The 25,343-nt window shown below is 58.7% G+C and carries 18 protein-coding genes; 8 read left to right on the forward strand and 10 right to left on the reverse strand.

What is annotated here, in order from left to right:
* The first annotated feature begins 243 nt into the window (after nucleotides 1–243).
* The gene (gene ahh1, locus OKC28_RS18430; RefSeq protein ID WP_270690777.1) at nucleotides 244–2,109 is read left to right on the forward strand and encodes a hemolysin Ahh1; all 1,866 of its coding nucleotides are present in this window, start codon (nucleotides 244–246) and stop codon (nucleotides 2,107–2,109) included.
* Nucleotides 2,110–2,178: 69 nt separating this feature from the next.
* On the opposite strand, the gene OKC28_RS18435 is transcribed toward ahh1, so the two are convergent.
* Nucleotides 2,179–3,087 carry a hydrogen peroxide-inducible genes activator gene (locus tag OKC28_RS18435; protein ID WP_005313062.1) on the reverse strand — a complete coding sequence of 303 codons (909 nt, stop codon included), beginning with the start codon at nucleotides 3,085–3,087 and terminating at the stop codon, nucleotides 2,179–2,181.
* Nucleotides 3,088–3,233: 146 nt separating this feature from the next.
* Here OKC28_RS18435 and OKC28_RS18440 point away from each other — a divergent pair, with 146 nt between their 5' ends.
* Nucleotides 3,234–3,836, forward strand: a complete 603-nt coding sequence (locus tag OKC28_RS18440; RefSeq protein ID WP_059112567.1) for a peroxiredoxin C — start codon at nucleotides 3,234–3,236, stop codon at nucleotides 3,834–3,836.
* A 145-nt stretch (nucleotides 3,837–3,981) separates the two neighbouring features.
* On the opposite strand, the gene OKC28_RS18445 is transcribed toward OKC28_RS18440, so the two are convergent.
* The 6 genes from OKC28_RS18445 to OKC28_RS18470 all read right to left on the reverse strand — a co-directional run bounded on the left by OKC28_RS18445 (nucleotide 3,982) and on the right by OKC28_RS18470 (nucleotide 10,183).
* The gene (locus OKC28_RS18445) at nucleotides 3,982–4,947 is read right to left on the reverse strand and encodes an alpha-L-glutamate ligase-like protein (protein ID WP_021137922.1); all 966 of its coding nucleotides are present in this window, start codon (nucleotides 4,945–4,947) and stop codon (nucleotides 3,982–3,984) included.
* Nucleotides 4,948–4,950: 3 nt separating this feature from the next.
* Entirely contained in the window at nucleotides 4,951–6,489 is a 1,539-nt protein-coding gene (locus OKC28_RS18450) for an inactive transglutaminase family protein (protein WP_059112566.1), read from the reverse strand.
* Between the two features lie 3 nt (nucleotides 6,490–6,492).
* A complete protein-coding gene (locus OKC28_RS18455; RefSeq protein ID WP_034523284.1) occupies nucleotides 6,493–7,281 on the reverse strand; it encodes an ATP-dependent zinc protease family protein in 789 nt (262 codons plus the stop codon).
* 52 nt (nucleotides 7,282–7,333) lie between these two features.
* A complete protein-coding gene (gene cmoB / locus OKC28_RS18460) occupies nucleotides 7,334–8,311 on the reverse strand; it encodes a tRNA 5-methoxyuridine(34)/uridine 5-oxyacetic acid(34) synthase CmoB (RefSeq protein WP_219593641.1) in 978 nt (325 codons plus the stop codon).
* A gap of 3 nt (nucleotides 8,312–8,314) precedes the next feature.
* A complete protein-coding gene (gene cmoA, locus OKC28_RS18465; protein ID WP_059112564.1) occupies nucleotides 8,315–9,058 on the reverse strand; it encodes a carboxy-S-adenosyl-L-methionine synthase CmoA in 744 nt (247 codons plus the stop codon).
* Nucleotides 9,059–9,334: 276 nt separating this feature from the next.
* A complete protein-coding gene (locus OKC28_RS18470; RefSeq protein WP_270690780.1) occupies nucleotides 9,335–10,183 on the reverse strand; it encodes a DUF72 domain-containing protein in 849 nt (282 codons plus the stop codon).
* Between the two features lie 431 nt (nucleotides 10,184–10,614).
* On the opposite strand from OKC28_RS18470, the gene aspS reads away from it, so the two are divergent.
* From aspS to OKC28_RS18485, 3 genes are all read left to right on the forward strand, one after another.
* Nucleotides 10,615–12,381: an aspartate--tRNA ligase gene (aspS, locus tag OKC28_RS18475; RefSeq protein WP_270690781.1), complete on the forward strand. Its 1,767-nt coding sequence runs from the start codon at nucleotides 10,615–10,617 to the stop codon at nucleotides 12,379–12,381.
* Nucleotides 12,382–12,473: 92 nt separating this feature from the next.
* The gene (locus OKC28_RS18480) at nucleotides 12,474–13,214 is read left to right on the forward strand and encodes a YebC/PmpR family DNA-binding transcriptional regulator (RefSeq protein WP_005313105.1); all 741 of its coding nucleotides are present in this window, start codon (nucleotides 12,474–12,476) and stop codon (nucleotides 13,212–13,214) included.
* Between the two features lie 394 nt (nucleotides 13,215–13,608).
* A complete protein-coding gene (locus OKC28_RS18485; protein ID WP_270690782.1) occupies nucleotides 13,609–15,234 on the forward strand; it encodes a phosphoethanolamine transferase in 1,626 nt (541 codons plus the stop codon).
* A 304-nt stretch (nucleotides 15,235–15,538) separates the two neighbouring features.
* Here the strand turns inward: OKC28_RS18485 and nagC are convergent, their stop codons facing one another.
* The 3 genes from nagC to nagB are packed head-to-tail and all read right to left on the reverse strand — an operon-like array spanning nucleotide 15,539 to nucleotide 18,713.
* Nucleotides 15,539–16,753 (reverse strand): DNA-binding transcriptional regulator NagC, encoded by a 1,215-nt coding sequence (nagC, locus tag OKC28_RS18490; protein WP_005309674.1) that lies wholly within the window; start codon nucleotides 16,751–16,753, stop codon nucleotides 15,539–15,541.
* A gap of 4 nt (nucleotides 16,754–16,757) precedes the next feature.
* Entirely contained in the window at nucleotides 16,758–17,903 is a 1,146-nt protein-coding gene (gene nagA / locus OKC28_RS18495; protein WP_270690783.1) for an N-acetylglucosamine-6-phosphate deacetylase, read from the reverse strand.
* Nucleotides 17,904–17,912: 9 nt separating this feature from the next.
* Nucleotides 17,913–18,713 carry a glucosamine-6-phosphate deaminase gene (gene nagB, locus OKC28_RS18500; protein ID WP_021137914.1) on the reverse strand — a complete coding sequence of 267 codons (801 nt, stop codon included), beginning with the start codon at nucleotides 18,711–18,713 and terminating at the stop codon, nucleotides 17,913–17,915.
* 273 nt (nucleotides 18,714–18,986) lie between these two features.
* Here nagB and nagE point away from each other — a divergent pair, with 273 nt between their 5' ends.
* The 3 genes from nagE to glnS all read left to right on the forward strand — a co-directional run bounded on the left by nagE (nucleotide 18,987) and on the right by glnS (nucleotide 25,257).
* Complete coding sequence (gene nagE, locus OKC28_RS18505; protein ID WP_270690784.1) at nucleotides 18,987–20,462, forward strand: N-acetylglucosamine-specific PTS transporter subunit IIBC; 1,476 nt, start codon at nucleotides 18,987–18,989, stop codon at nucleotides 20,460–20,462.
* Between the two features lie 121 nt (nucleotides 20,463–20,583).
* Complete coding sequence (locus OKC28_RS18510; RefSeq protein ID WP_270690785.1) at nucleotides 20,584–23,247, forward strand: beta-N-acetylhexosaminidase; 2,664 nt, start codon at nucleotides 20,584–20,586, stop codon at nucleotides 23,245–23,247.
* A 348-nt stretch (nucleotides 23,248–23,595) separates the two neighbouring features.
* Nucleotides 23,596–25,257 carry a glutamine--tRNA ligase gene (glnS, locus tag OKC28_RS18515; protein ID WP_265434691.1) on the forward strand — a complete coding sequence of 554 codons (1,662 nt, stop codon included), beginning with the start codon at nucleotides 23,596–23,598 and terminating at the stop codon, nucleotides 25,255–25,257.
* Nucleotides 25,258–25,343: the final 86 nt, after the last annotated feature.

The following is a 25,343-nucleotide window of genomic DNA, read 5'->3' on the forward strand; positions in this document are numbered from 1 at the left end:
GAGCGCGACAACCGTGTAATAGCATCGGCGAACGCCGAGTCGTCCACCCTGGACTGCATTGCGGTCCTTGCTCTGCCATATGAAATATCACCCATCAATCCGTTGTTAATTCACAGCGAAAAAAATGGAAGATACAGCTTGGCTGGCAAAGAGAATAACGCCTCCATATAACCATTGATAACAGGGTTATGCTATTTCACTGCATGGGGAAATAGTCTGGCGGGATTCGATCAGGAGATAACAATGAAAAACAATAAACCACGCAAATTAGTCACTCATATTCCCGCCCTCAGTCTGCTCGCGCTGGCCTTGCTGGCTGGCAGCGTTCATGCCGAAGACATAGGTGAACGCACAGATCAGGGCACCGCCATGCTGGCCAGCCTGCAATCGGAGCAGGGACTCGTCTACCTCAACGCCAGCAGCTGGCTGGATGAACAACAGGCCGCCAAGGCGTTGACCCGTGACCAGTTGCGCGAGCGTGTGCTGGGGCAGGGGGAGCGTATCTTCATCGATTTCAGCGGCATCACTGACAAGGTCGAGCGGCAACAGGCCAGAAAAGCCATGGAGCAGCTGGCAGGCATCTCGTTTGATGCCAATTGGGTGCTGGTCTCCGCCTACAAGGGGGAGCTGCTGTTTACCCCGCTGGGGGGCGCGGATGATCCTGCCTTCTATCAGGTGATGGAGCGAATCGACACCCTGGCAGGGCAGGGAAAACGCCACAAGCGCTCCCTGACGCAAACCGCGACGGCGGAAGCGGGCCTGCCTCACGTGGCTTTTTATCTCAACGTCAATCGCAAGATCAGCGATGGCGAGTGTACCTTCCCGCGCTCACGCACCTGGGATCGGGGGGATCGCCTCTTTTGTGACTCGCCAAACATCTCGCTGGTCTATCGGGTGAATCTGGAGCGCTCCCTGCAATTTGGCAACACGGGGTCAGCTACGCCGGATGCCAAGATAGTGCGGATCTCGCTGGATGACGAGTCGGTAGGTGCCGGTATTCAGCTCAATGAGGACCTCACCTGGAGCGAGAACATCGCAGATTATCTGCTGCTCGATGGCTGGGCGCGGGACTATGCCACCGATGCCATCGCCCAGGATTATCGCTTCACCATAGACGCGTCCAACACCAAGGCGGCTGTGCTCAAGAGTCTGCCGACCAACCTCAACAGCAAGTATGAGCATCGCGAGATCTCGGGTTTCGAGGTAGGGGTGACCGGCGGGGTTGAAGTGAATAAGGATGGGCCCAAGGCCAAGCTGGAGGCGTCAGCCAAGTTCAGCCAGCAGCGTCAGCTTGCCTACAACACCCAGGATTATCGGGTCGAACGCTCGGCGCCGAGCGCCCAGAAGGTGAGTTTCAGCTGGGTGCGGGATCAATACGCGACGGCGGAGTCACTGCTCTCCTCCAAGACCGCCACCGTCTGGGGCATGGGGTACGATGTGGATCACAACCGCATCCAGCCGCTGAGTTACAAGGGCTTCGTGCCGAATCTGGATGTCATCTACAAGGCGGCGCCCGACGAGAAGGGCAGTACCGAGTTCAAGATCGACTCTTCGGTCAACATCCGCCCCATCTACACCGGTATCTACAAGCACTATTACGTGGTGGGAGGGCATGTCTCCTTCCAGGGGTTCGAGGATGTCGACAAGCGCAGACGGGTGACCGCCTCAACCAGCTTCAAGGTGGATTGGAACCATCCGGTATTCACCGGCGGACGCCCGGTCAACCTGCAGCTGGGGGGCTTTGACAACCGTTGCCTGAGCGCCGGCGCCGAGCATGGCCTGAGCGCCGTGACCTGTGACGAGACTTCGGCTGCCCAGTCCTTTATCTATGACCAGTACGGCCGTTATGTCAGTGCGCTGGATACCCGTCGCTGCCTCGATGGCAACAACCTCGGCCAGTTGCAGAGCTGCAGTCTGAGTCTGGGCCAGCGCTGGGAGTGGAAGGCGGACAGCGATGCGCTGAGCAACCTGAGTGCTCATCAGCTGCTCGGCCACAACAAGCAGACCGGTGAGCTGGCGCTCTATGACGAGAACGGCAATCCGGCGGATGTGAGCGTACGGACCCTGACCTCCTATACCCGCATCTTTGGGCCACCGGCCGGCAACTGATCTGCCGATGTGTCTGAACCAATGAAAACGCCGGCAAGCTGCCGGCGTTTTTGTGGCTCAGAACGTGACTCAGGTCTTGGGCTCGATGAGCGGAGTGAGCAGCTCGGCCAGCTTGTAGAAGGTCTGTACCCGGGTGGTGCTGGGGCGCCACACCAGGCCTATCTCGCGATACGGCTTTTCACCCGGCAGGGGAATGGCCACCAGGTCGGTGTTGTCGAGAATGCCGGAATCTATTGCCATCTGGGGCAGGAAGGTGGTGCCAAGCCCGGCACCGACCATCTGCACCAGGGTGTGCAGGCTGGTGGCGGCAAAGGGGTTTATCTTGCTCTTGTCCCGCAGCCGACAGGCGCTGACCGCATGTTCGGTGAGGCAGTGCTCCCGTTCCAGCAGGAAGATGCTCTGGTTGGGCAGCTCCTTGTAGTCGAACGGCGTATGCAGACCGGCCGCCATGCTGGCGGGCATCACCATGTGGAAGGGATCCTGGCCAACCATCTTGCAGTGGAAGCCGCCGATCTCCACCGGCAACGCCAGGATCAGCAAATCGAGTTGACCCTGTTCCAGCTGCTTGAGCAGGTTGGTGGTGGTGTCTTCACGCAGCAACAATTCCAGTTCAGGATAAGCCTTGCCGCACTCCTGCAGCAGCTTGCTGAGCAGGAAGGGGGCTATGGTGGGGATGCAGCCGAGCCGGACTGTGCCGTGCATGACGCCGCCCTGATGTTGCCCCAGCTCCATCAGATCTCGCGCATCCGAGAGCAAATTGCGAGCTCGCTCGACGATTTCCATGCCGACCGGGGTCATAATGAAGCTCTTGTGGTCCCGCTCCACCAGTTGCAGGTTCATCATGTCTTCCAGCGTCTGGATCCCGGTACTCAGGGTGGACTGGCTGACATGACAGGCCTTGGCGGCGCGATTGAAGTTCTTGTGCTCGTCGAGAGCGACCAGATATTGCAGCTGTTTCAGGCTGGGCCAACGTTGCATAGGAAAACCCGATGAATGCTATCTATTTAATTTGATTTAACTAATCTACCACTGGGTATAGGGTTTGTCGCTTGAATTAGACGGACTTGGCTCTAGGTAGCCCAATCCTGACAGGATTGTTCACTTCACATAATGAGGAATTGAATATGGTATTGGTAGGCCGTCCCGCACCTGATTTCACCGCTGCTGCCGTTCTGGGCAATGGCCAGATTGTTGACTCCTTCAACCTGGCGTCCCACATCAAAGGCAAAGCAGCCGTCCTGTTCTTCTATCCCCTCGATTTCACCTTCGTCTGTCCGTCCGAGCTGATTGCCTTCGATCACCGCTATGAAGAGTTCCAGAAGCGCGGTGTGGAAGTGATCGGTGTTTCCATCGATTCCCAGTTCTCCCACAACGCCTGGCGTAACACCAAGGTGGAAGATGGCGGTATCGGCCAGGTGAAATACCCGCTGATCGCCGACGTGAAGCACGAAATCTGCAAAGCCTATGACGTTGAGCACCCGGAAGCCGGTGTGGCCTTCCGTGGCTCCTTCCTGATCGACAGCAACGGCATGGTGCGTCATCAGGTGGTCAACGATCTGCCCCTTGGCCGCAACATCGACGAGATGCTGCGCATGGTCGATGCCCTGCAATTCCACGAAGAGCATGGCGAAGTGTGCCCTGCCCAGTGGGAGAAGGGTAAAAAAGGCATGACAGCTTCTGCTGATGGCGTTGCCAAGTACCTGTCCGAGAACGCTGCCTCCCTGTAATCGGGTCTGCGTACCGGATACTGAAAAACCGATGCCATGGCATCGGTTTTTTTCTGCCTGCCGCCTGCCAAATCATGTAACAGGCCGAATGCCAGCCATAAAAAAGCGCGCCTCAAGGCGCGCTTTTGCTATCCGGGTGGTGGGGCTACTCGTCGAAGATACCGAAGTGATCCTTGGCGAAGCTGACCCGCTGCTCCACGTTCATCTTGACCTGACCCAGCTTCTCGATGGTTTTGAGATTGGGCACCAGGCCGCGACCGTTGGCGATCTGGATGGCAAGGCCGGGACGGGCGTTGAGCTCCAGCAACATGGGGCCGCGGAACTTGTCCAGCACCATGTCGGTACCTATGTAACCCAGCCCCGACATCTCGTAGCAGGAGGCTGCCAGCGTCAGCAAGGTATCCCAGTGAGGCACCTTGAGATCGTACAGATCGAGGCCGGTATCCGGGTGATGACGCAGCGGATTGCCAAACTGCACCGCTCGCAGCGCCCGGCCGGTGCGCAGGCACAGACCCACACCCACGGCGCCCTGGTGCAGGTTTGCCTTGCCGTCGGAGGCGGCGGTGGAGAGGCGCATCATGGCCATCACCGGAAAGCCCTTGAAGATGATCACCCTTGCATCGGGCACCCCTTCGAACGAGTAACCGTCGAACACATCATCAAAGTTGATGAGGCCTTCTACCAGTGCCACGTCAGGCTTGCCGCCGAGGGAATAGAGCCCCGCCAGAATGTTGGAGACATGGCGCTCCAGATCCTGACCGGTAGACGCGCTGCCATTCGGTTTGAAGAAGAGACCCTCTTCCTGACGGAGGATCACCAGGATCCCCTTGCCGCCGGAGCCACGGGCCGGCTTGATACAAAAGCCAGGCCAATCTTTTACCAGTTCGGTAATGCGGCCAACGTCATGCTGCTCGCGGATGGTGCCGATAAGCTCGGGCACTGTCACACCTGCATCCAGCGCGATGCGCTTGGTCTGCAGCTTGTCATCCACCAGCGGGTAGAGTCGACGCGGGTTGTAGCGGCTGATGTAGGAGTGGTTGCGCTTGTTCATGCCGAGGATGCCTGCCTGAGACAGGCTCCACGGGCTGGTGTATTTTTCCCAGAACCACATCTGTTACTTGTCCTTACCCGGGGTGGCGCCAGACTTGATCTCGTTCACCAGCGGCTTGAAACGCTTGAGCTCGCTCAGCTTGTAGCCGGTGTAGTTGCCCAGCAGCAGCACGGTCGCCATCAGCACCAGCTGCAGGCCGAGGAAGTTGAAGGTCAGATGACGGATCAGCTCGTTATCCATGGCCAGGTAGGCGATAACCGCCACCAGCAGGGAACCACCGCCCTGACGCACCACCTCTTTCGGACCCTCTTCTTCCCACAGAATGGACATCCGCTCTATGGTCCAGGAGAGGATGATCATCGGGAAGAAGGTGATCTTCATGCCGTCGGTCAGTCCCAGCTTGAAAGCGAACGCTGAGAAGATACCGATCATCGAGATCACCATTATGATGATCGCCGATATTCGGGCCACCAGCAGCAGGTTGAGCCGCGACAGATAGGAGCGGATGACCAGACCCGTGCCGACGATCAGCAGGAAGCCGACCAGGCCGGTAACCAGCGAGGTCTGGATGAAGGCGACCGCGATCAACACAGGCATGAAGGTGCCCGAGGTCTTGATACCGACGATAACCCGCAGGAACACCACCATCAGCACGCCGATGGGGATCAGCAGCAAGCCTTTGAACAGCGCCTGCTCTTCCAGCGGCAGACTGTGGATGGAGAAGTTCTGCATCTCGGACTTTTCGAACTTCTGCGCCAGCGCCACGTTGACCGGTTGTTCCTGCTCGATCATCGAGAAGGTTACCCGGGAGTTGTGGCCGCCGGTGACATCCAGCAGGGCGCCCGAGTTGTATTCCCACAGCAGCAGGTTGGCAGGGCGACCCTGCTCACCGGTTTGCGGGTTGAACAGCTTGTAGTCGGTCGGGCTGTTGAATACCTGCAGGTAATCCACCAGCTCCTGGCGACGACGGCCGTCTTCCAGACTCAGTGCATGGACCACGCGCGCCGGGACATCAGCGTTGCTCAGCAGCTCTGCAATCAGGCTGGCCCGGCTCTTGTGAGATTTCAGCAGCTCGGCGTTCTGCTCCTGCTTCTCTATTTCCTTGATGATCTCGCGGGTCAGGGTGTAACCGTCGGCAGAGCGTTCCTGGGCCCGTTCGGAGATCTGCTTCATGGCAGTGGCGTAAGGCTCGCTCTCTATCTGCTTCTCGATGACGGGAGGCTTTGCCAGGGCAGCCGGCTTGGCATGGTCGTCAGCCATCATGTCGACGCGGTAGTAGAGCTCCTGGCGGCCGGAGGCGGAACGGATCGACCACTCGGCGCGGGCATCCCCGTCCTTCTCGACAAATGACAGGCCGTAGCCCGGGCTAGCGGCGTTCTCGTTCATCAGGGTGAAACCGGGCTGGGTGCCCGGAATGGCCAGGGAGGCGATCACCGGCTCACCGGTGGCTTCAAATTCGAGCTTGGCCTCGATGGACCAGATCTGGCGTTTCTCACCCGGCGTCAGCGGTACATCCAACGCTATGTGGTGATAAAACGTCATCCCCAGGCCGACAATGAACAGCAGGGCGACCAGCAAATAGAACGGCTTACGGGAAACCATGGATTATTTCACATCCTTGAGCGTGGGTTTTGGTTGGATATATTCGCGGGCCACATCAACCACAGCGATGTCTTTCAAAAATTCACGACCCAGCAGCACGGGGAAGGTCATGTCGCTGCGATCTTTCAGGGTAAATTCAGCCTTTTCGGTCATGTCACCGATCCGCACCGCCAGACGCACCACGGGACGACGGTCGAGATCGTCGGCAGAGGCCTGACGCACACGCACGTGGCGTACCAGGGGCGCTTCGATCTGGATCTTGTCATCCATCTCCTGGTGGCTCAGGAAGAAGCGCACCCAGTTCTTGCCGTTGCGCTCGAAGATGGTGATGTCCTGGGCGCTGATGGAAGAGGTGGTCGCGCCGGTATCGACCCGCGCCTGGAAGGCGTCATTGGCGGCATCAACCCAGATCCACTCGGCTTCACCCACCAGCAGTTTGCCGTCGACGGTATGGCCCTGGCTCGGGGCCTGACACTTCTCGGTCGGGATCGCCATGGGTTTGGGTGGCTCGGGAGCCAGGTTTTCGAGCTTGCTGTCGACTTTTTTCACGGACTCTTTCATGTTGTTGACATCGGTGTTGAGCTGAACCAGCAGGTGCTGTTGCTGTACATACTGCTTCTGTTGCTGTTCCATGGATGTTTGCAGGCGTTGCTCGCTCAAGCTTATCTCGCCGCGAAGCTCTGCCAGCGTCAAGGTTGGTACCGGAGGCGCTTTATCCACACTGACACACCCGCCGAGACTGAGCAGGGAGAGCAGGGTCATTCCTTTTAATTTGCTTTTCATGTCATTCATTTAACTGTGCTTCCTGGAATTGGGTCAGTGTAACTTCCGCTGGCGCCATCGGCTAGTCTTTGGCCTTTCTGGCAATCAGTACGGCACGTTTCGGCGCCGGGTGTCCTTCTACCGTGAGCGCGGGATCCGCAGGATCCAGATAGTCGCTCAGGGATTCATTGATCATCCAGTCGGTACGACGCTGTTCGTCGGTGCTGGTCATATTCTCGTCTACGATCCGCACATCGGTAAATCCGCAGCGCTCCACCCAGAGTTTGAGCGCCGCGCTTGAGGGGATGAACCAGACGTTGCGCATCTTGCCGTAACGGTCGGTGGGCACCAGCACCTCATTGACGCCACCATCGATCACCAGCGTCTCCAGCACCAGCTCGCCGTCGTCTTTGAGCTGGTTGCGCAGCTGCTCTATGTGCTCTATGGGGGACTTGCGGTGATAGAGCACCCCCATGGAGAAGACGGTGTCAAAGGCGCGCAGGTCAGGCAGCTCCTGAATGCCCAGCGGCAACAGGTGAGCGCGCTGATCGCCGCCGGTGAAGTGACGAATGGCCTCGAACTGGCACAAAAACAGCGGGCTCGGGTCTATGCCGACGGCCAGTTTGGCTCCTTCGCCGACCATACGCCAGAGGTGATAGCCGCTGCCGCAGCCCACATCCAGCACATAGCGGCCAGCCAGCGGGCTGATGTGGGGCAATACCCGATCCCACTTCCAGTCGGAGCGCCACTCGGTATCGATGTGGATGCCGTGGACCCTGAAGGGCCCCTTGCGCCAGGGCATGAATTGGCGCAGCAGACTCTCGACTTTTTTGCGCTCCCCTTCACTCAAGCTCTGGCTATTGCCGATCTCGACGCCCCGTTGCAGCTCGATATGGCCGGGCGCTGTGGTGGGCAGCTTGTTGAGGGCGCGATTCCAGCGCGGCAGGTCCCCATGCAGGTTGTCGTGCTGCCAGGCATGCAGCTGAGCGGGCAGGGTATGCAACCAGTGGCTCAGCCGGTTCTTGGCGATCAGTTGATAAAAATTGGCAAAGTCGATCATGGCTTAGTTGGCGTCGCTGGATTTGATGGCAATCATGGAACCGAAGTTGAAGCACTGGAACCAGAGATCCTGATGAACGAAGCCGGCGCTTTGCAGGCGGGATCTGTGGGTCTCCAGGCTGTCGGTACGCATCACGTTCTCGAGGGCGTTGCGTTTCTGGCTGATCTCCAGCTCGCTGTAGCCATTGGCGCGTTTGAAGTCCAGGTGCAGCTCGATGAGCAGATCGTTGACCGGTTCATCCTCGAAGCGGAACTTCTCGCTCAGGATCAGGATGCCGCCCGGACGCAGACCATCAAAAATGCGCTGGATAAGGGCCATCCGCTTTTCGGGGTCTACGAACTGCAGGGTGAAGTTGAGCACCACCACAGAGGCGTTTTCGATCGCTATGTCGCAGATATCCGCCTCGACCAGCTCCACCGGCACCTCGGATTTGAAACCCGAAAGGTGGGCACGGGCGCGTTCTATCATGGGGTGAGAGAGATCCACCGCCGTGATGTGGCAACCCGGTTGAGTCAGGTGGCGACGCATGGCCTGGGTGGCTGCGCCGAGGGAGCAGCCAAGATCGTACAGACGGCTCTGTGGCTGGGCATAACGGGCAGCCATCATGCCGATGGCGGAGATGATGTTGCTGTAGCCCGGTACAGACCGCTGGATCATGTCGGGGAAGACGTCGACGACCTGTTCGTCAAAGCAAAAGTCTCCCAATCGGGCGATAGGGGCAGCAAAAATTTGGTCTTTGGTATGCATGCTTGCGCAACCTGACAGCCGGGGTGTAATCCGGCTGTATTGTTCAATTGAGTCGTTGGGTGATACCCATAAGAGTAGATATATCACCTGTTTACGAACGGGGTGACTGGCCTTGAGTTCCTTCGGGCCGTCCCAGTTCGTATGGGCCATGTTCCGGACCCTTGCTTGGGGCGCTAGTGTAGAGGATTGATGGGCATTTGTCTTGACGCCGAGCCCTGTCCAGCCACAAAAAAGTGGCTTTTTTTGCGCCTGATGAATGGCTGGTGCAGTGGCTGGCTAAAAGCGCAGCACGCCCTGGCGCGCGCGATCGTTTTCCCCCGGCCAGGGGGCCATCTCCTGTCCCAACAGGTGTGTTATCTGACGGGCCAGTTCGGGTGACTGGGCATTGTCGGCGGTATGTATAAAGAGGTAGAGATCCTTTCCCTCCGCCAGCCACTGACGCCAGTGGGGCAACCAGCTTGGCAGGAAGGGGTGATTGGCCGCCGGTTCCGGCAGACCGATGAGCCGCACCACGGGGGCGCTGGCGGTGGCCAGTAGGTGCACCGGCAGTCTGGGCTTCTTGCCCTGTGCATCTATCATGGCTGCCGTGGTTGCCGGCACAGAAAACAGTGGCCGGCTGTCGAGCATGATGCGGTTGATGCCTTTTTCCATCAGCATGCGGTTGAGGCTGCGCTCTGCTTCCCCTTTGGCGAAGAAATCGGGATGACGTACCTCGAGGGCATAGCGAAACGCTGTCGGCAGCCGATTGAAGAATTCGGCGAGGCGGGGAAGGCCGCTCGGGCCGAAGCGCGCGGGCAGCTGCAGCTTGAGCAGCCCCAGCTTGTCGTGCAGCGGGGTGAGCAGGCGAATGAACTCGGTCACCTGCTTGTCTACGCTCACCAGATCGCTCTGGTGACTGATTTCTTTCGGAAACTTGAAGCTGAAACGAAAGTGGGCAGGCACCGCATCGGCCCAGCGCTGCACTGTGTCAGGGGTGGGCGAGGCGTAAAAGGTGGTGTTGCCTTCGACTGTGTTGAACACCCGGGCGTAGTGGGCGAGATGTTCGGCGGGTTTGGCGCCCACACCCAATAATTGACCGGGCCAGGCCGAGTGCGACCATTGTGGCAGGCCCAAAAAGAGGCTCATGGCGGATCCTGTCTGCGGGTTTATCTCGGTTTATGCCCATTTTTTGCCTTGAGACGCAAAAAACAGGGCAAAGGAGGCTGCTGGCCATTTTACCCAAATGGGGGTTTTCCTCTATAATGCCAGCCCTTTTGTTTGCCAATTTGTTGTGACTCGCCCCGCTGTGCGCATATTGTGGCGACGGTAGCGGCCATGAATTGGCCAAACAACGATGCTTTCCGATGCCCTCTGACCGACTGCCCGGCCGCTTGCCAGCCGCCTCTGGTCGAGCCGATATCGGTGGCAGGTGTCCGATCCAGGGGGTCGGACGGTACGAGACAGATTTCAAACCGGGCAAGAACAAGACTCTGGCCAGCTGTGAGACGGACTGTGCTGCCAGTCGTGCCCGGCGGCTCAGGTTAACCGTCTCTCTACAATTTCGAAGGAAGAAGTCCATGCGCTCTATCTATTGCGGACAGGTCAATGAGGCCCATGCCGGGCAGACCATTACATTGTGCGGTTGGGTCCATCGTCGTCGCGACCTCGGCGGTCTGATCTTTATCGACATGCGTGACCGGGAAGGGATCGTGCAGGTGTTCTTCGATCCGGACAAGCCGGACGCCTTCGCCCTGGCCTCCGAACTGCGCGGCGAGTTCTGCATTCAGGTTTCAGGTGTGGTACGTACCCGTCCTGACTCCCAGCGCAACAGCGACATGGCTACAGGTGCCATCGAAGTGTTCGCCCATGAGCTCACCATCATCAACCGCGCCGAGCCGTTGCCGCTGGACTTCAATCAGGTCAACAGTGAAGAGCAGCGCCTCAAGTTCCGTTATCTGGATCTGCGTCGCCCCGAGATGGCCAAGTACCTGAAGACCCGTGCCAAGGCCAGCGCTTTCGTACGTCGCTTCATGGACGAGCACGGCTTCCTCGACATCGAAACCCCCATGCTGACCAAGGCCACCCCGGAAGGTGCCCGTGACTATCTGGTGCCGAGCCGCGTGCACAAGGGCAAGTTCTACGCCCTGCCGCAGTCCCCGCAGCTGTTCAAGCAGTTGCTGATGATGTCCGGCTTCGATCGCTACTACCAGATCGTCAAGTGCTTCCGTGACGAAGACCTGCGTGCCGACCGCCAGCCGGAATTCACCCAGATAGACGTGGAGACCTCCTTCATGACGGCGCCGCAAGTGCGCGAGCTGATGGAAGAGATGATCCGCAACCTGTGGCAACACGTGCTGGCCGTGGATCTGGGCGACTTCCCTGTCATGACCTTTGACGAGGCCATGCGCCGCTTCGGCTCCGACAAGCCGGACCTGCGTCTGCCGATGGAGCTGGTCGATGTGGCAGATCTGCTGACCGCCGTCGAGTTCGCCGTGTTCGTCGGCCCCGCCAACGACCCGAAAGGCCGTGTGGCGGCCCTGAAAGTACCGGGCGGCGCCGAGCTGTCCCGCAAGCAGATCGACGAGTACACCAAGTTTGTCGGCATCTACGGTGCCAAGGGCCTGGCCTGGATGAAGGTCAACGACGCCGCCAACGGCCTCGAAGGGGTTCAGTCTCCGGTTGCCAAGTTCCTCTCCGATGAGATAGTGCGCGAGATCCTGGCCCGTACCGGCGCTGCCGACGGCGACATCATCTTCTTCGGCGCCGACAGCAAGAAAGTGGTGGCCGATGCCATCGGTGCCCTGCGTCTGAAAGTGGGCCGCGATCTGGGTCTGATGGAAAACAGCTGGAAGCCGCTGTGGGTCATCGACTTCCCCATGTTCGAGGAAGACAGCGAAGGCGGCCTGGCGGCCATGCACCATCCCTTCACCGCCCCGAGCAACCTGGGCCCGAGCGAGCTGAAAGCCAACCCGCTCAGCGCTTATGCCAACGCCTACGACATGGTCATCAACGGCTACGAAGTGGGTGGCGGTTCTGTGCGTATCCACAACAGCGAAATGCAGTCCACTGTATTCGACATCCTCGGCATCACCCCTGCCGAGCAGCGTCTGAAGTTCGGCTTCCTGCTGGATGCGTTGAAATACGGTACCCCGCCGCACGCCGGTCTGGCCTTCGGTCTGGATCGTCTGAGCATGCTGCTGACCGGCACCGACAACATCCGGGACGTGATTGCCTTCCCGAAAACCACGGCGGCCGCTTGTCTGATGACAGACGCCCCCAGCTTTGCCAACCAGGCGCAGATGAGCGAACTGGCGATTGCGACGACCGTCAAGGGTGATGAATAAGCCGGCATCCGGCACAGTCCCGGCCGCGCCCGGCGCGGCCTACCCGGTCACTTTGTGTTATTGAAATCTAAAAAATATAACGGAGAGTCTCTATGGCAGGTCACAGTAAATGGGCCAACATCAAACACCGCAAGGCAGCTCAGGATGCCAAGCGCGGCAAGATCTTCACCAAGCTGATCCGTGAAATCACTACCTCGGCTCGTATCGGCGATCCGGATCCTGCCAATAACCCGCGCCTGCGTGCGGCTGTGACGGCAGCCCTGACCAGCAACATGACCCGCGAAACCATCAACCGCGCCATCGCGCGTGGGGCCGGTGGTGGCGACGGCGAGCAGCTCGAGACCATAGTGTATGAAGGCTACGGCCCGGCAGGCTCCGCCGTCATGGTGGAGTGTCTGACCGACAACCGTAACCGTACCGTTGCCGAAGTGCGTCATGCCTTCAGCAAGAGCGGCGGCAACCTGGGGACCGATGGCTCGGTTGCCTACCTGTTCAGCAAGAAAGGGCTGCTGACCTTCGTCGGTGTCGATGAAGATGCCCTGATGGATGCGGCACTGGAAGCGGGCGCCGATGACGTTGTGACCGAGGAAGATGGTTCCATCGAGGTGTACACCACCCCGAACGACTTCGGTACCGTGCTGGATGCGCTGGAAGCCGCCGGCTTCAAGGCCCAAAACGCCGAAGTAACCATGATCCCTTCCACCGAAGCCGAGCTGGATGCGGAAACCGCCCCCAAGCTGATGCGTCTCATCGACATGCTGGAAGATCTGGACGACGTGCAGGAGGTGTACCACAACGGTTCCATCTCTGACGAAGTCGCCGCTACCCTCTGATCGCCAGAGTGCACACGCGAGGAGATGGCATCACAACGGCGCCATCTTCCTCCGACGAAGTCGCCGCGACCCTCTGATCGCCAGAGTGCACACTCGAGGAGATGGCATCACAACGGCGCCATATTCCTCCGACGAAGCTTTGGATCGTACGCTGAGCACATATTAAAAACGGCAGCCTTCAGGCTGCCGTTTTTGTCTCTTGTTCTCTTCCCGCCAAGGTAGTTGCTCCCCTTAACTCTCCCTTAAGTTTGGCTTTTTAAGCTGCCTGCAGTATCCGGGCCCCCAGCCCATTATCGCTATCGCCTTCAAACAGCGTCGCGCGGTAAGCGAGATGCCAACAACGGGAGTGCCCATGCCGGGCCCCCAGTCCTGCCTGATTTGTCGGAGTATCGTTATGCGCATCACCCTGGGCGTGATGAAGGTGAATCTGTTGCTGGTGCTGCTGTTTGCACTGGTGTTCAACTGGCCCATCTTCCTGCACTTTTACACCATTCTCACTCAGCTGGATCACGTCAAGGCGGGCTTTGTCCTCTCTATCCCCCTGGTATTGCTGGCTGCACTCAATGCGGTGTTTCTGCCCTTTACCTTCCGCTATCTGCTCAAGCCCTTCTTCGTGCTGCTGATCCTGCTGGGCTCTGTGGTCAGCTACGCCATGCTCAAATATGGCGTCATCTTCGACAGGGACATGGTACAGAACATGGTTGCGACCAATACGGGGGAGGTGAGCGCCTACCTCAATGGGTCGGTCGCGCTCTGGTTCCTGCTGACCGGCGTGCTGCCGGCGCTGGCCTTGTTGTGGGTGAAGATTGAATATCCCAGCTCCTGGTATAGAGGCCTTGGCCTGCGACTTGGCTCCATCGCCCTGTCACTGCTGTTTCTGGTGGGGGTGGCTGCGCTCTATTATCAGGATTACGCCTCGGTCGGGCGCAACAACAAGTCTCTTGGCAAGGAGATAGTGCCAGCCAACTATGTACACGGCTTCTATCGCTATGCCAGAGATATACTGTTTGCCACCCCCATTCCTTATCAGCCGCTGGGGACGGACGCCAGGGTGGTGGGGCAGGGGAACAAGCCGACCCTGATGTTCCTGGTGGTGGGGGAGACGGCGCGTAGCCAGAATTACTCCCTCAACGGCTATCGCAAGCAGACCAACAGTTTCACCGAGCAGGAAGCGGGAGTCATATCCTTCAAGGACGTGCGCTCCTGCGGTACGGCCACGGCTGTCTCCGTGCCCTGCATGTTCTCCAATCTCACCCGGCGCGGGTATGACGACACCCTGGCCCAGTCCCGGGACGGCATGCTGGATGTGCTGCAACACGCAGGTGTCTCTGTGCTCTGGAAGGAGAACGATGGCGGCTGCAAGGGGGTGTGCAAGAACGTGCCCACCATAGATATCGAGGCCAAGGCCTTCCCGCAGTATTGCCAGCAGGGTTCATGCTACGACGAGGTGATGCTGGAAGGGCTGGATCGACAGATTGCCGACATGAAGGGCACGCAGGGCAACAAGCTGGTGGCTTTTCATCTGATGGGCAGCCATGGTCCGACCTACTATCGCCGTTATCCTGCGTCCGAGCGTTTCTTCGTGCCGGACTGCCCGCGCAGTGACATCGAGAATTGCAGCAACGAAGAGCTGGTCAATACCTATGACAACACCATTCGCTATACCGACAAGGTGGTGGCGCAACTGATAGAGAAGCTCAAGTCACTGCAAACGGATTACAACGTGGGGTTGGTCTATCTCTCCGACCATGGCGAATCCCTCGGTGCCATGGGGCTCTATCTGCACGGCACTCCCTACCAGTTTGCGCCGGATGATCAGACCCGGGTGCCGCTGCTGACCTGGTTTTCTCCGCAGTTGCAGGCGGATCGCCAGCTGAACATGGGGTGTCTGCAACAGGAGGCGAGCAGCAAGCGCTTCTCCCATGACAACTTGTTCCACTCCATGCTGGGGATCATGGATGTGCAGACCAGCGTCTATGACGGTGCGCTGGATCTGTTCAAGCCCTGCAGGGCGGGGTGAGCCAGACTGAGCGAACGCGACAACTTGTTGCCCCACACCATGCTGGGGATCATGGATGTGCAGACCAGCGTCTATGACGGTGCGCTGGACTTGTTCAAACCGTGTAGGGCGGGGTGAGCCAGGCTGAGCGAATGCGACAACTTGTTGCCCCGCACCATGCTGGGGATCATGGATGTGCAGACCAGCGTTTATGACGGTGCGTTGGACTTGTTCAAGCCCTGCCGGGCGGGATAAACCGGCGAAAAGCGCACAATAAAAAACGGCAGCCAGTGGCTGCCGTTTTTTGTCTCGCAAGGCCAGCGCCTTACTTCTGCTCCATGATGATCTGCAACAGATCACCCTCCAGCAGGGCCCGTTTCACCAGGGCGAAGCCGCCTATGGTAGGCTGGTTCTGGAAGCGGGCCTTCACTATGGGCAGGCCACGGTGGAAGCTCGGCAGTGACTGGTGTTCGACACAGCGGCGGATGGCCGGGAAGAGGATCTCTTCGGCGGCGGTGATTTCGCCTGCGATCAGCACCTTCTGCGGGTTGAACAGGTTGACCGTGATGGCCACCGCCCGCCCCAGGTGTTCACCCACGTTCTCGATCACGCTGCGTGCCAGCTCATCCCCTGCCATGGCCGCCTTGCACACCTCCTGTATGGTGATGTGCTTCTCCTGCAGCGAGCTCAGGTGACCGCGACTGATCAGCTCTTTTACCTTGTCGACAATGGCCTCGTTGGAGGCGATTGTCTCCAGGCAGCCAAAGTTGCCGCAGTGGCAGCGCTTGCCCAGCGGTTCGACCTGGATGTGGCCGATCTCGCCAACGTTGCGGTTCTGACCGAGGAACACCTTGCCCTTGGTGATGATGCCGGAGCCGGCACCCTGGTGCACGCTCACCAGAATGGAGTCCATGCAGTCGCGGGATTCACCGAAGAAGTGCTCGGCCAGCGCCAGCGAGCGGGTGTCATTGCCCACGTAGCAGGGGAGGTTGAAGTGGTTTTCCAGCAGCTTGGCCAGGGCCAGATTGCGGATCTGGTACTTGGGGGTATAGATGACCATACCCGATTCCGGATTGACCAGACCCGGCATGGTCAGCGCTATGCTGATCAGGTTGCGGTTGCGCTCCTGCTGGGAGTCCATGAAGGCACCAATTTCCCGCAGCAGCATGTCGACCACGGGCTGTTGATCGATCTCGGTCACCTGGGTGACGTGTTGATCGAGCTCCTTGCCATCGAGATCGTACAGGCTCAGCTGCAGATAGCCGCGGCCGAGCTTGGCGGACACAAACTGAAAGCGATGCTTGATGGTGGTCAGGGAGATGGCGCGCCGCCCGCCGGTAGAGGCTTGCGGTGAGGTCTCCTTGATCAGGCCATGCTCGATCAGTTGCCGGGTTATTTTGGTCACGCTGGCCGGGGCCAGCTGACTCAACTCGGCAATTTTGACCCGCGAGATGGGGCCTTGCAGGTCGATGAGCCGATATACGGCTGCACTGTTGACCTGCTTGATAAGATCTACGTTTGCTATTTGTCCGCCAGTCATAGTGTCACTGTGTTGTGTAGTGTCCGTTAACCACGGTCCCGCAGACCGTGAAGGTCTGATCAAAGACAGTCAGGTTGGCTATTTTTCCGACCTGGATACTACCGAGACGTGAGTCCCATCCAATGGCGCGAGCGGGATAAAGAGTGGCCATTCTCAGTGCTTCATCGAGCGGTAATCCGACCTGTTTGACCAGATTCTCCACCCCCTCAATCATGGTGAGGGCAGAGCCGCCGAGTGTACCATTCTCGTCGACGCACTGACCATCGCGGAAATAGACGGTTGCGCCACAAAAATCAAACTTCTCAAAGCCTTCCGGCGCACCGGCGGGGGCGGTCGCGTCGGTGACCAGCACCAGTCTCTCCCCCAGCATCTTGTGGGCCAGTCGTACGTTGGCCCAGTGCACGTGATGCCCATCGACAATGACGCCGGCATAGACATCCTTGCGATCATAGATGGCACCCACCACGCCCGGCTCGCGGCCGTTCACGGTCGGGGTCATGGCGTTGTAGAGGTGGGTGGCAAAGCGGATGCCGTCATCAAAGCCGGCCATGGCCTGATCGTAGTTGGCGGCGGTATGGCCAGCGGAGACCAGTATGCCTGCCTCCACCAGCTGACGGATGTGCTCGGGCTTGTTGCGCTCCGGTGCCAGGGTGATCTTGGCGATGGCATCGCTGTTGGCGCAGAAGAAGTCGATCATCTCGTCGGCGGGCTGGCGGATCTGGGCGGCCGGGTGTATGCCTTTGCGCTTGAGGTTGGTGTAGGGGCCTTCCAGATGCACGCCCAGCACTTCATTCGGGTGCGCGGCCATGTAATCGCGGGTCACGGCGACGGCCCGCTTCATGTCCGCATCCGGGCTGGTGATCAGGGTCGGCAGGAAGCTGGTGGTACCGGATTTGAGGTTGGCGGCCTGCATGATCGCCAGTGTCTCTATGGAGATGTCGGTGTTGAACATGACGCCGCCACAGCCGTTGAGCTGCACGTCGATAAAACCGGCGCTCAGGTTGGCGCCGTGCAGATCATGTCGCTCTATGCCGGCAGGCAGTTCGGCCTGACGCTGGATGGCGACAATCTTGTCGCCCTCGATCACGACCCCGTAACCAGTCAGCACACAGCTGCCGGTGTAGAGGGTGCAATTGGTCAATGCGTACATGGTGGCTCCTTACAGACGGCCGATGTTGGCGGCTTCGAGCTGCTGGAAGTAACGCACCGTCTTGACCTTGAGCTCCATGGTGGAGGGCTCGTCGCACACCATCATTCCCTTCGGATGCAGTTGCAGGGTGGAGATGGTCCACATGTGGTTGACGCTGCCTTCCACTGCTGCTTGCAGGGCCTGGGCCTTGCCGTGGCCAGTGACCAGGATCATGATCTCTTCGGCGTCCATCAGGGTGCCGACACCCACGGTCAGCGCCAGCTTGGGCACCTGCTCCATGTCACCGCCGAAGAAGCGGGAGTTGGCGATGCGGGTGTCCTCGGTCAGGGTCTTGACCCGGGTGCGGGAGGAGAGGGAGGAGGCCGGTTCGTTGAAGGCGATGTGACCGTCATTGCCGACGCCACCCATGAAGAGGTTGATCTTGCCATAGGACTTGATCTTGTCCTCATAGCGCTTGCACTCGGCCACCAGATCCTCGGCGTTGCCGTTGAGGATGTTGATGTTTTCCGGGCGGATGTCGATGTGACAGAAGAAGTTGTTGTGCATGAAGCTGTGGTAGCTCTCCGGGTGATCTTCCGGCAGGCCGACATATTCGTCCATGTTGAAGGTGACCACGTGCTCGAAACTTACTTCACCGGCTTTATGCAGCTCGATCAGGCGCTTGTAGGTGTTGAGCGGGGTGCCGCCGGTGGGCAGGCCCAGTACGAAGGGGCGATCGGCCGTGGGTTTGAACCCATTGATACGGTCAACGATGTAACGGGCAGACCACAGACCCACTTGGCTGGCAGATTTCAACGGGATCAGGCGCATTGTAGATACCTCTGTACGGGTTGCTGCCGGGGTGTCGGCGGCAAATATGCTAGGACGGATTCAAGTTGTTTTATAGCGTAAATAAAGATTGCGAACTAAGCCACATGTATCCGCTACCTTTATCTCGTTTGGGTGATAATGATCACGATTACAGGTTTATTAATTTGCGCAGCGAAATAAAAGCCCTAGACTGCCAATCAAGCCTTGATGGCTTATGCGTCAAACGTGATAAGCACTTAATTTCTAGAAAAACATTAACTAAGGAGAGGAACCGTGAACATTCTCGGTTATTTGCAAAAGATCGGCCGTGCCCTGATGGTGCCGGTAGCGGTATTGCCTGCCGCCGCGATCCTGATGGGGGTTGGCTACTGGATTGACCCTAACGGTTGGGGTGGTGACAGCGCGCTGGCTGCCTTCCTGATCAAGGCCGGTGCCGCCATCATTGACAACATGTCAGTGCTGTTTGCTGTCGGTGTTGCCTACGGCATGTCCAAAGACAAAGACGGCTCTGCCGCACTGGCCGGTCTGGTCGGTTTCCTGGTCGTGACCACTCTGTTGAGCCCGGGTGCCGTTGCCCAGATCAAGAGTATCGCGATTGAAGATGTACCCGCGGCTTTTGGCAAGATCAACAACCAGTTTATCGGCATCTTGACCGGTGTGATTGCCGCCGAGCTCTATAACCGCTTCAGCAGTGTCGAACTGCACAAGGCGCTGGCTTTCTTCTCCGGCCGTCGTCTGGTGCCGATCGTGACCTCAGTGGTGATGATCATCGTCTCCTTCATCCTGATGGCCGTTTGGCCTGTCATTTACGGTGGTCTGGTGGGCTTTGGTGAATCCATCGTCAGCCTGGGCTCTACCGGTGCCGGCATCTACGCCTTCTTCAACCGTCTGCTGATCCCGATTGGTCTGCACCACGCCCTGAACTCAGTGTTCTGGTTCAACGTGGCCGGTATCAACGACATCCCGAACTTCCTGGGTGGTCAGGGTACCATTGATGCCGCACTGGCTGCCGGCAAGAGCCTGGATCAGGTGAAAGGCGTTGTCGGTATGTATCAGGCTGGCTTCTTCCCCATCATGATGTTCGGTCTGCCGGGCGCAGCCTTGGCCATCTATCACTCCGCCAAGAAAGAGAACAAGGACAAGGTTGCATCCATCATGATCGCCGCCGCCTTCGCTTCTTTCTTCACCGGTGTGACCGAGCCGCTCGAGTTCTCCTTCATGTTCGTGGCGCCGGTACTGTATGTCATCCACGCCGTACTGACCGGTATCTCCGTGTTCATCGCTGCCTCCATGCAGTGGATGGCCGGTTTCGGTTTCAGTGCCGGTCTGGTGGATATGGTGCTCTCCAGCCGCAACCCGCTGGCGACCCAGTGGTACATGTTGCTGGTACAGGGTCTGGTGTTCTTCGGTCTCTACTACCTGGTATTCCGTGCCGTCATCGTCAAGTTCAACCTGAAAACTCCGGGTCGTGAAGATGATGAAGCCGTACCGGCACAGGCTCAGACCACTGACCGCACCGAACTGGCTCGTCAGTATCTGGAAGTGCTGGGTGGCCAAGACAACCTGGTTACCATCGATGCCTGCATCACCCGTCTGCGTCTGACCCTGAAAGACCGCAGCATAGTGGATGAGCGCAAGCTGAAAGCCCTGGGCGCAGCCGGTGTGGTCAAGCTCGGTGAACAGAACCTGCAGGTGATTCTGGGCCCCTTGGCCGAGATCATTGCCGGTGAGATGAAGGCCCTGCGTTAATCGGGCGCCAAGCTCGCCTCAAGTCTAAGTCCATTGTTGACATAACTAGGGCCCCGCCACGGGGCCCAATATAAAAAACGCCAAGAAAATCCAACCTTTACTTCAAATGAGAGCAGCAGTTATGAACTTGAAACATTCTCTGTTAGCCATTGCCATGTCTACTATTTTTGTCAGCCAGGTACAGGCAGCCGATGCCGCCAAGCAAGCCGTGGTCGACTCCCTCGCCAGCAACCTGGTGGTCAAGTACGAAGTCGTCACCAACGACGGTGCCGGTGCCGGCCTCGATTGCCAGGCGCTGGGTTCCGAGTGGGCGAGCTGTGGCGTGGCCAAGCTGCACCTGACCAATACCGGTGCTGACGTGACCTCCAAGGATTGGGGTATTTATGTCTCCTCCATCCGTCGCATCCAGCGGGTCGACAACGACCAGTTCACCATCACCCATCTGACCGGCGACCTCTATCGTTTGACGCCAACCGAGCAGTTTAAGGGATTTGCCAAGGATGCCACGGTCGAAGTGCCGCTGGTGGTGGAATACTGGGTATTGTTCGAATCTGACATCATGCCTAGCTGGTATGTGGCTGCCGACGGCGCCGAGCCCAAGGTGATTGCCAGCATGAGCAACATCGACGACGCCAGCACCTACGAGAAGCCGATGCCGGCCGATGGCTGGAAGCGTACCAAGGATGACAACAACATCCTGATGAACAGCGAGACCCGCTTCGATGCCAACCTGACCAGCAGCCTGCTGCCAGCCAGCAAGATTGATGATCAGATACTGCCGACCCCGCTCAAGCAAGTGATCAAATCGGGTCCGCAAGTGGACTTCTCCACCATCAAGCTCAACGCGCTGGATTTACCAAGCGATCGCGCCGAAGCCCTGAAGGCTCAACTGACCAAGCTGGGTGTTACCCTCTCCGACACCGGCTATCCAGTGACCGTCAAGCTCGGCAGCAAGCTCAAGCAGGCCGAAGGTTATGATATGACCATAGGCAAGCAGGGCACTGTGATCCAGGGGCACGACATCGAGGGTGCCTTCTGGGGCGCGCAATCCCTGCTCTCCCTGCTGGGGGTGAACGACAAGCTGGTGAGCCAGATGAGCGTCGAGGATGCGCCGCGTTTTGAATACCGCGGCATGCAGACCGACGTGGCCCGTCACTTCCGTAGCCTCGAAACCATGAAGAAGCTGGTTGACCAGATGTCAGCCATGAAGCTCAACAAGTTGCATCTGGGTTTGACCAACGATGAAGGCTGGCGTCTGGAGATCCCGGGTTTGCCGGAGCTGACGGACGTAGGCAGCCAGCGTTGCCACGATCTGTCTGAAACCAAGTGCCTGATGCCGCAGCTGGGTTCCGGCCCTACCAGCGACAACCAGGGTTCCGGTTTCTACAGCAAGTCCGACTACATCGATTTGGTGCGTTATGCCAAGGCCCGTGGTGTCACCGTCATCCCCGAGATCAACATGCCGGCCCACGCCCGTGCTGCAGTGGTCTCCATGGAAGCGCGTTACCAGCGTCTGATGAACGAGGGCAAAGAGGCCGAAGCCAACCAGTTCCGTCTGACTGACCCGGCGGATACATCCAACGTCACCTCGGTGCAGTTCTACGACAAGATGTCCTTCATCAACCCTTGCCAGCCGGGTGCTGCCACCTTCGTGAGCAAGGTGATGGATGAAGTGGCCCAGATGCACCAGGCCGCCGGTCAGCCGTTGACCGCCTGGCACTACGGTGGTGACGAGGCGAAGAACATCATGCAGGGCGGCGGCTATCAGGATCCGGCCGTCACCCAGAAAGCCGATCTGGTCGCCTGGAAAGGCAATGTCGATTCCAGCAAGCAGGACAAGCCGTTCGGCAAATCGCCGGTCTGCCAGAAGATGATCGATGATGGCAAGATCAAGGACGTGGCCGAGCTGCCGGTTTACTTCGCCAAGGAAGTGAGCGAGCTGGCGAAAGAGCGTGGCTTCTCCACCCTGCAGGCATGGGAAGATGGCCTCAAGTACGCCAATAGCGCCAAGGATTTCGCCACCGACAAGACAGTGGTCAACTTCTGGGAAACCCTCTACTGGGGTGGCTTCAACGAAGCGATGAAGTGGGCGCACAAGGGTTATGACGTTGTGCTCTCGAACCCGGATTACCTCTACTTCGACTTCCCGAACGAGGTACACCCGGCCGAGCGTGGCTACTACTGGGCAACCCGTTTCAATGACACCCGCAAGGTGTTTGCCTTTGCTCCGGAAAACCTGCCGCAGAACGCCGAGACCTCGGTTGACCGCGACGGCAACGCCTTCGTGGCCAAGGGTGACCAGGATCCGGTCAAGTTCCGCGGTATCTCCGGTCAGCAGTGGAGTGAAACCGTGCGGACCGATGCCCAGTACGAATACATGGTCTATCCGCGTATCTTCTCCGTGGCCGAGCGTGCCTGGCACAAAGGTGGCTTCGAGCTGAACTATGTGAAGGGCCGCGAGTTCTCCGGTGAGACCAAGCATGTCAACAAGGCCACCCTCAATAAAGAGTGGAACCAGTTCGCCAACCTGCTGGGTCAGCGCGTGCTGCCGAAGCTGGATCAGGCCGGTGTTGAATACCGCCTCTCAGTACCGGGCGCCAAGGTCATCAATGGCAAACTGGAAGCGAACGTGGATCTGCCGGGCTTGCCCATCCAGTACAGCCTGGACGGCACCACCTGGACTGCCTATGACGCCGCGGCCAAGCCAAGCGTGACCGGCAAGGTCTACCTGCGTACCACCAGTTTCGATGGCCAGCGCACCAGTCGCGTCACCGAGCTGAACTGATAGTCCTCAATCCATAACGCAAGGTGGGTCGCAAGACCCGCCTTTCCCAAGGCCGAGACTGCATCGGGTTTGGGAAAGGTTGACTGTGCGTGTGAGCCTTTGTTGTGTGTGTGTATTGTCTGTTTTTGTTTTTCATCACCTTGAACCCCGCCTAGTGCGGGGTCTTTTTTTATCCGCGAGCAGATGATGGCGGCTGGATCACTTCGTTTTGGCGTGCCAAGGGGCCGGATTGGCCAAATTCAGGTTGAGGCAAGGCGCGTAATGAGGGATCATAACCGGCTTGATGGCGGGGGGATGAGGGTGCCAGCCGGCACAACTTCCGCCAGTGACGCATTTTTGAGGTGAGCCATGAGTCAGGCGAACAGCCCAACTAACTTTATTCGTCAGATCATTGATGAAGATCTGGCCAGCGGTAAGCACAACCACGTGCATACCCGTTTTCCGCCCGAGCCGAACGGTTATCTCCATATCGGCCACGCCAAGTCAATCTGTCTGAACTTTGGCATCGCCCGTGACTACCAGGGCCAGTGCAACCTGCGTTTCGATGACACCAACCCGGTGAAAGAAGACATCGAGTACGTGGAGTCCATCAAGCAGGACGTGCAGTGGCTCGGCTTCCAGTGGAGCGGCGAGATCTGCTACTCCTCCGACTATTTCGACAAGCTGCACGGCTACGCCATCGAGCTTATCGAAAAAGGTCTGGCCTATGTGGACGAGCTTTCTGCGGAGCAGATGCGCGAGTACCGTGGCACCCTGACCGAGGCCGGCAAGAACAGCCCGTTCCGCGATCGTCCAGTGGCCGAGAACCTGGCGCTGTTTGCCAAGATGAAGAACGGCGAGTTTGCCGAAGGCACCGCTTGCCTGCGTGCCAAGATCGACATGGCGTCCCCCTTCATGGTGATGCGCGATCCGGTTATCTATCGCATCAAGTTTGCCCACCATCACCAGACAGGTGACAAGTGGTGCATCTATCCGATGTATGACTTCACCCACTGCATCTCGGACGCGCTGGAAGGGATCACCCACTCCATCTGTACCTTGGAGTTCCAGGACAACCGTCGTCTGTATGACTGGGTGCTGGACAACATCACCATCGACTGCCACCCGCGTCAGTACGAGTTCTCTCGTCTGAACCTCGAATACACCGTCATGTCCAAGCGCAAGCTGAACCTGCTGGTGACCGAGAAGCACGTGGATGGCTGGGACGATCCGCGCATGCTGACCGTCTCCGGTCTGCGTCGTCGTGGCTACACCTCTGCCTCCATCCGCGAGTTCTGCAAACGCATTGGCGTGACCAAGCAGGACAACATAGTCGAGATGAGCATGCTGGAAGCCTGCATCCGTGACGATCTCAACGAGAACGCACCGCGCGCCATGGCCGTGCTGCATCCGGTGAAGGTGGTCATCGAGAACCTGGCTGCCGACGAGGTGTTGACCGCACCGGCGCACCCGAACAACACCGAGATGGGTACCCGTGAACTGAACTTTACCCGCGAGATCTTCATCGACGAAGCGGACTTCAAAGAAGAAGCGAACAAGCAGTTCAAGCGACTGGTGCTGGGCAAGGAAGTGCGCCTGCGCAACGCCTATGTGATCAAGGCCGAGCGGGTCGAGAAGGATGCGGATGGCAAGGTGACCTGCATCTACTGCTCCTACGATCCCGAGACCCTGGGCAAGGATCCGGCGGATGGTCGCAAGGTGAAGGGGGTGATCCACTGGGTCAGCGCCACTCACTCCCTGCCGGCCGAGATCCGTCTCTACGATCGTCTGTTCAAGATGCCGAACCCGGGTGCCGAGGATGACTTCGAAGGGGCACTCAATCCGGATTCGCTGGTGATCATCGAAGGCGCCCGCGTCGAGGCTTCCCTCAAGGACGCCAAGCCGGAGTTTGCCTACCAGTTCGAGCGCGAAGGCTACTTCTGCGCCGACAACAAGCTCTCCAGCGCCGAGCACCTGGTGTTCAACCGCACCGTGGCCCTGCGCGACGTCTGGGGCAAGGCCGAGGCCTGATGACCAAAGTCTGACAAGCAGAGGGCAGGGGAGACCCTGCCGCTCTTGTCCAGATTACGGATGCAAAAAAGCCAGCGTTATGCTGG

It is taken from the genome of Aeromonas sp. D3 (genome assembly GCF_027705025.1).
In the GTDB taxonomy this organism is placed as follows: domain Bacteria; phylum Pseudomonadota; class Gammaproteobacteria; order Enterobacterales; family Aeromonadaceae; genus Aeromonas; species Aeromonas salmonicida.

Coding starts and splice junctions, on each gene's coding strand:
- ahh1 (WP_270690777.1), top strand. CDS start 244: ATGAAAAACAATAAACCACGCAAATTAGTCACTCATATTCCCGCCCTC.
- OKC28_RS18435 (WP_005313062.1), bottom strand. CDS start 3,087: ATGCAACGTTGGCCCAGCCTGAAACAGCTGCAATATCTGGTCGCTCTC.
- OKC28_RS18440 (WP_059112567.1), top strand. CDS start 3,234: ATGGTATTGGTAGGCCGTCCCGCACCTGATTTCACCGCTGCTGCCGTT.
- OKC28_RS18445 (WP_021137922.1), bottom strand. CDS start 4,947: ATGTGGTTCTGGGAAAAATACACCAGCCCGTGGAGCCTGTCTCAGGCA.
- OKC28_RS18450 (WP_059112566.1), bottom strand. CDS start 6,489: ATGGTTTCCCGTAAGCCGTTCTATTTGCTGGTCGCCCTGCTGTTCATT.
- OKC28_RS18455 (WP_034523284.1), bottom strand. CDS start 7,281: ATGAATGACATGAAAAGCAAATTAAAAGGAATGACCCTGCTCTCCCTG.
- cmoB (WP_219593641.1), bottom strand. CDS start 8,311: ATGATCGACTTTGCCAATTTTTATCAACTGATCGCCAAGAACCGGCTG.
- cmoA (WP_059112564.1), bottom strand. CDS start 9,058: ATGCATACCAAAGACCAAATTTTTGCTGCCCCTATCGCCCGATTGGGA.
- OKC28_RS18470 (WP_270690780.1), bottom strand. CDS start 10,183: ATGAGCCTCTTTTTGGGCCTGCCACAATGGTCGCACTCGGCCTGGCCC.
- aspS (WP_270690781.1), top strand. CDS start 10,615: ATGCGCTCTATCTATTGCGGACAGGTCAATGAGGCCCATGCCGGGCAG.
- OKC28_RS18480 (WP_005313105.1), top strand. CDS start 12,474: ATGGCAGGTCACAGTAAATGGGCCAACATCAAACACCGCAAGGCAGCT.
- OKC28_RS18485 (WP_270690782.1), top strand. CDS start 13,609: ATGCGCATCACCCTGGGCGTGATGAAGGTGAATCTGTTGCTGGTGCTG.
- nagC (WP_005309674.1), bottom strand. CDS start 16,753: ATGACTGGCGGACAAATAGCAAACGTAGATCTTATCAAGCAGGTCAAC.
- nagA (WP_270690783.1), bottom strand. CDS start 17,903: ATGTACGCATTGACCAATTGCACCCTCTACACCGGCAGCTGTGTGCTG.
- nagB (WP_021137914.1), bottom strand. CDS start 18,713: ATGCGCCTGATCCCGTTGAAATCTGCCAGCCAAGTGGGTCTGTGGTCT.
- OKC28_RS18510 (WP_270690785.1), top strand. CDS start 20,584: ATGAACTTGAAACATTCTCTGTTAGCCATTGCCATGTCTACTATTTTT.
- glnS (WP_265434691.1), top strand. CDS start 23,596: ATGAGTCAGGCGAACAGCCCAACTAACTTTATTCGTCAGATCATTGAT.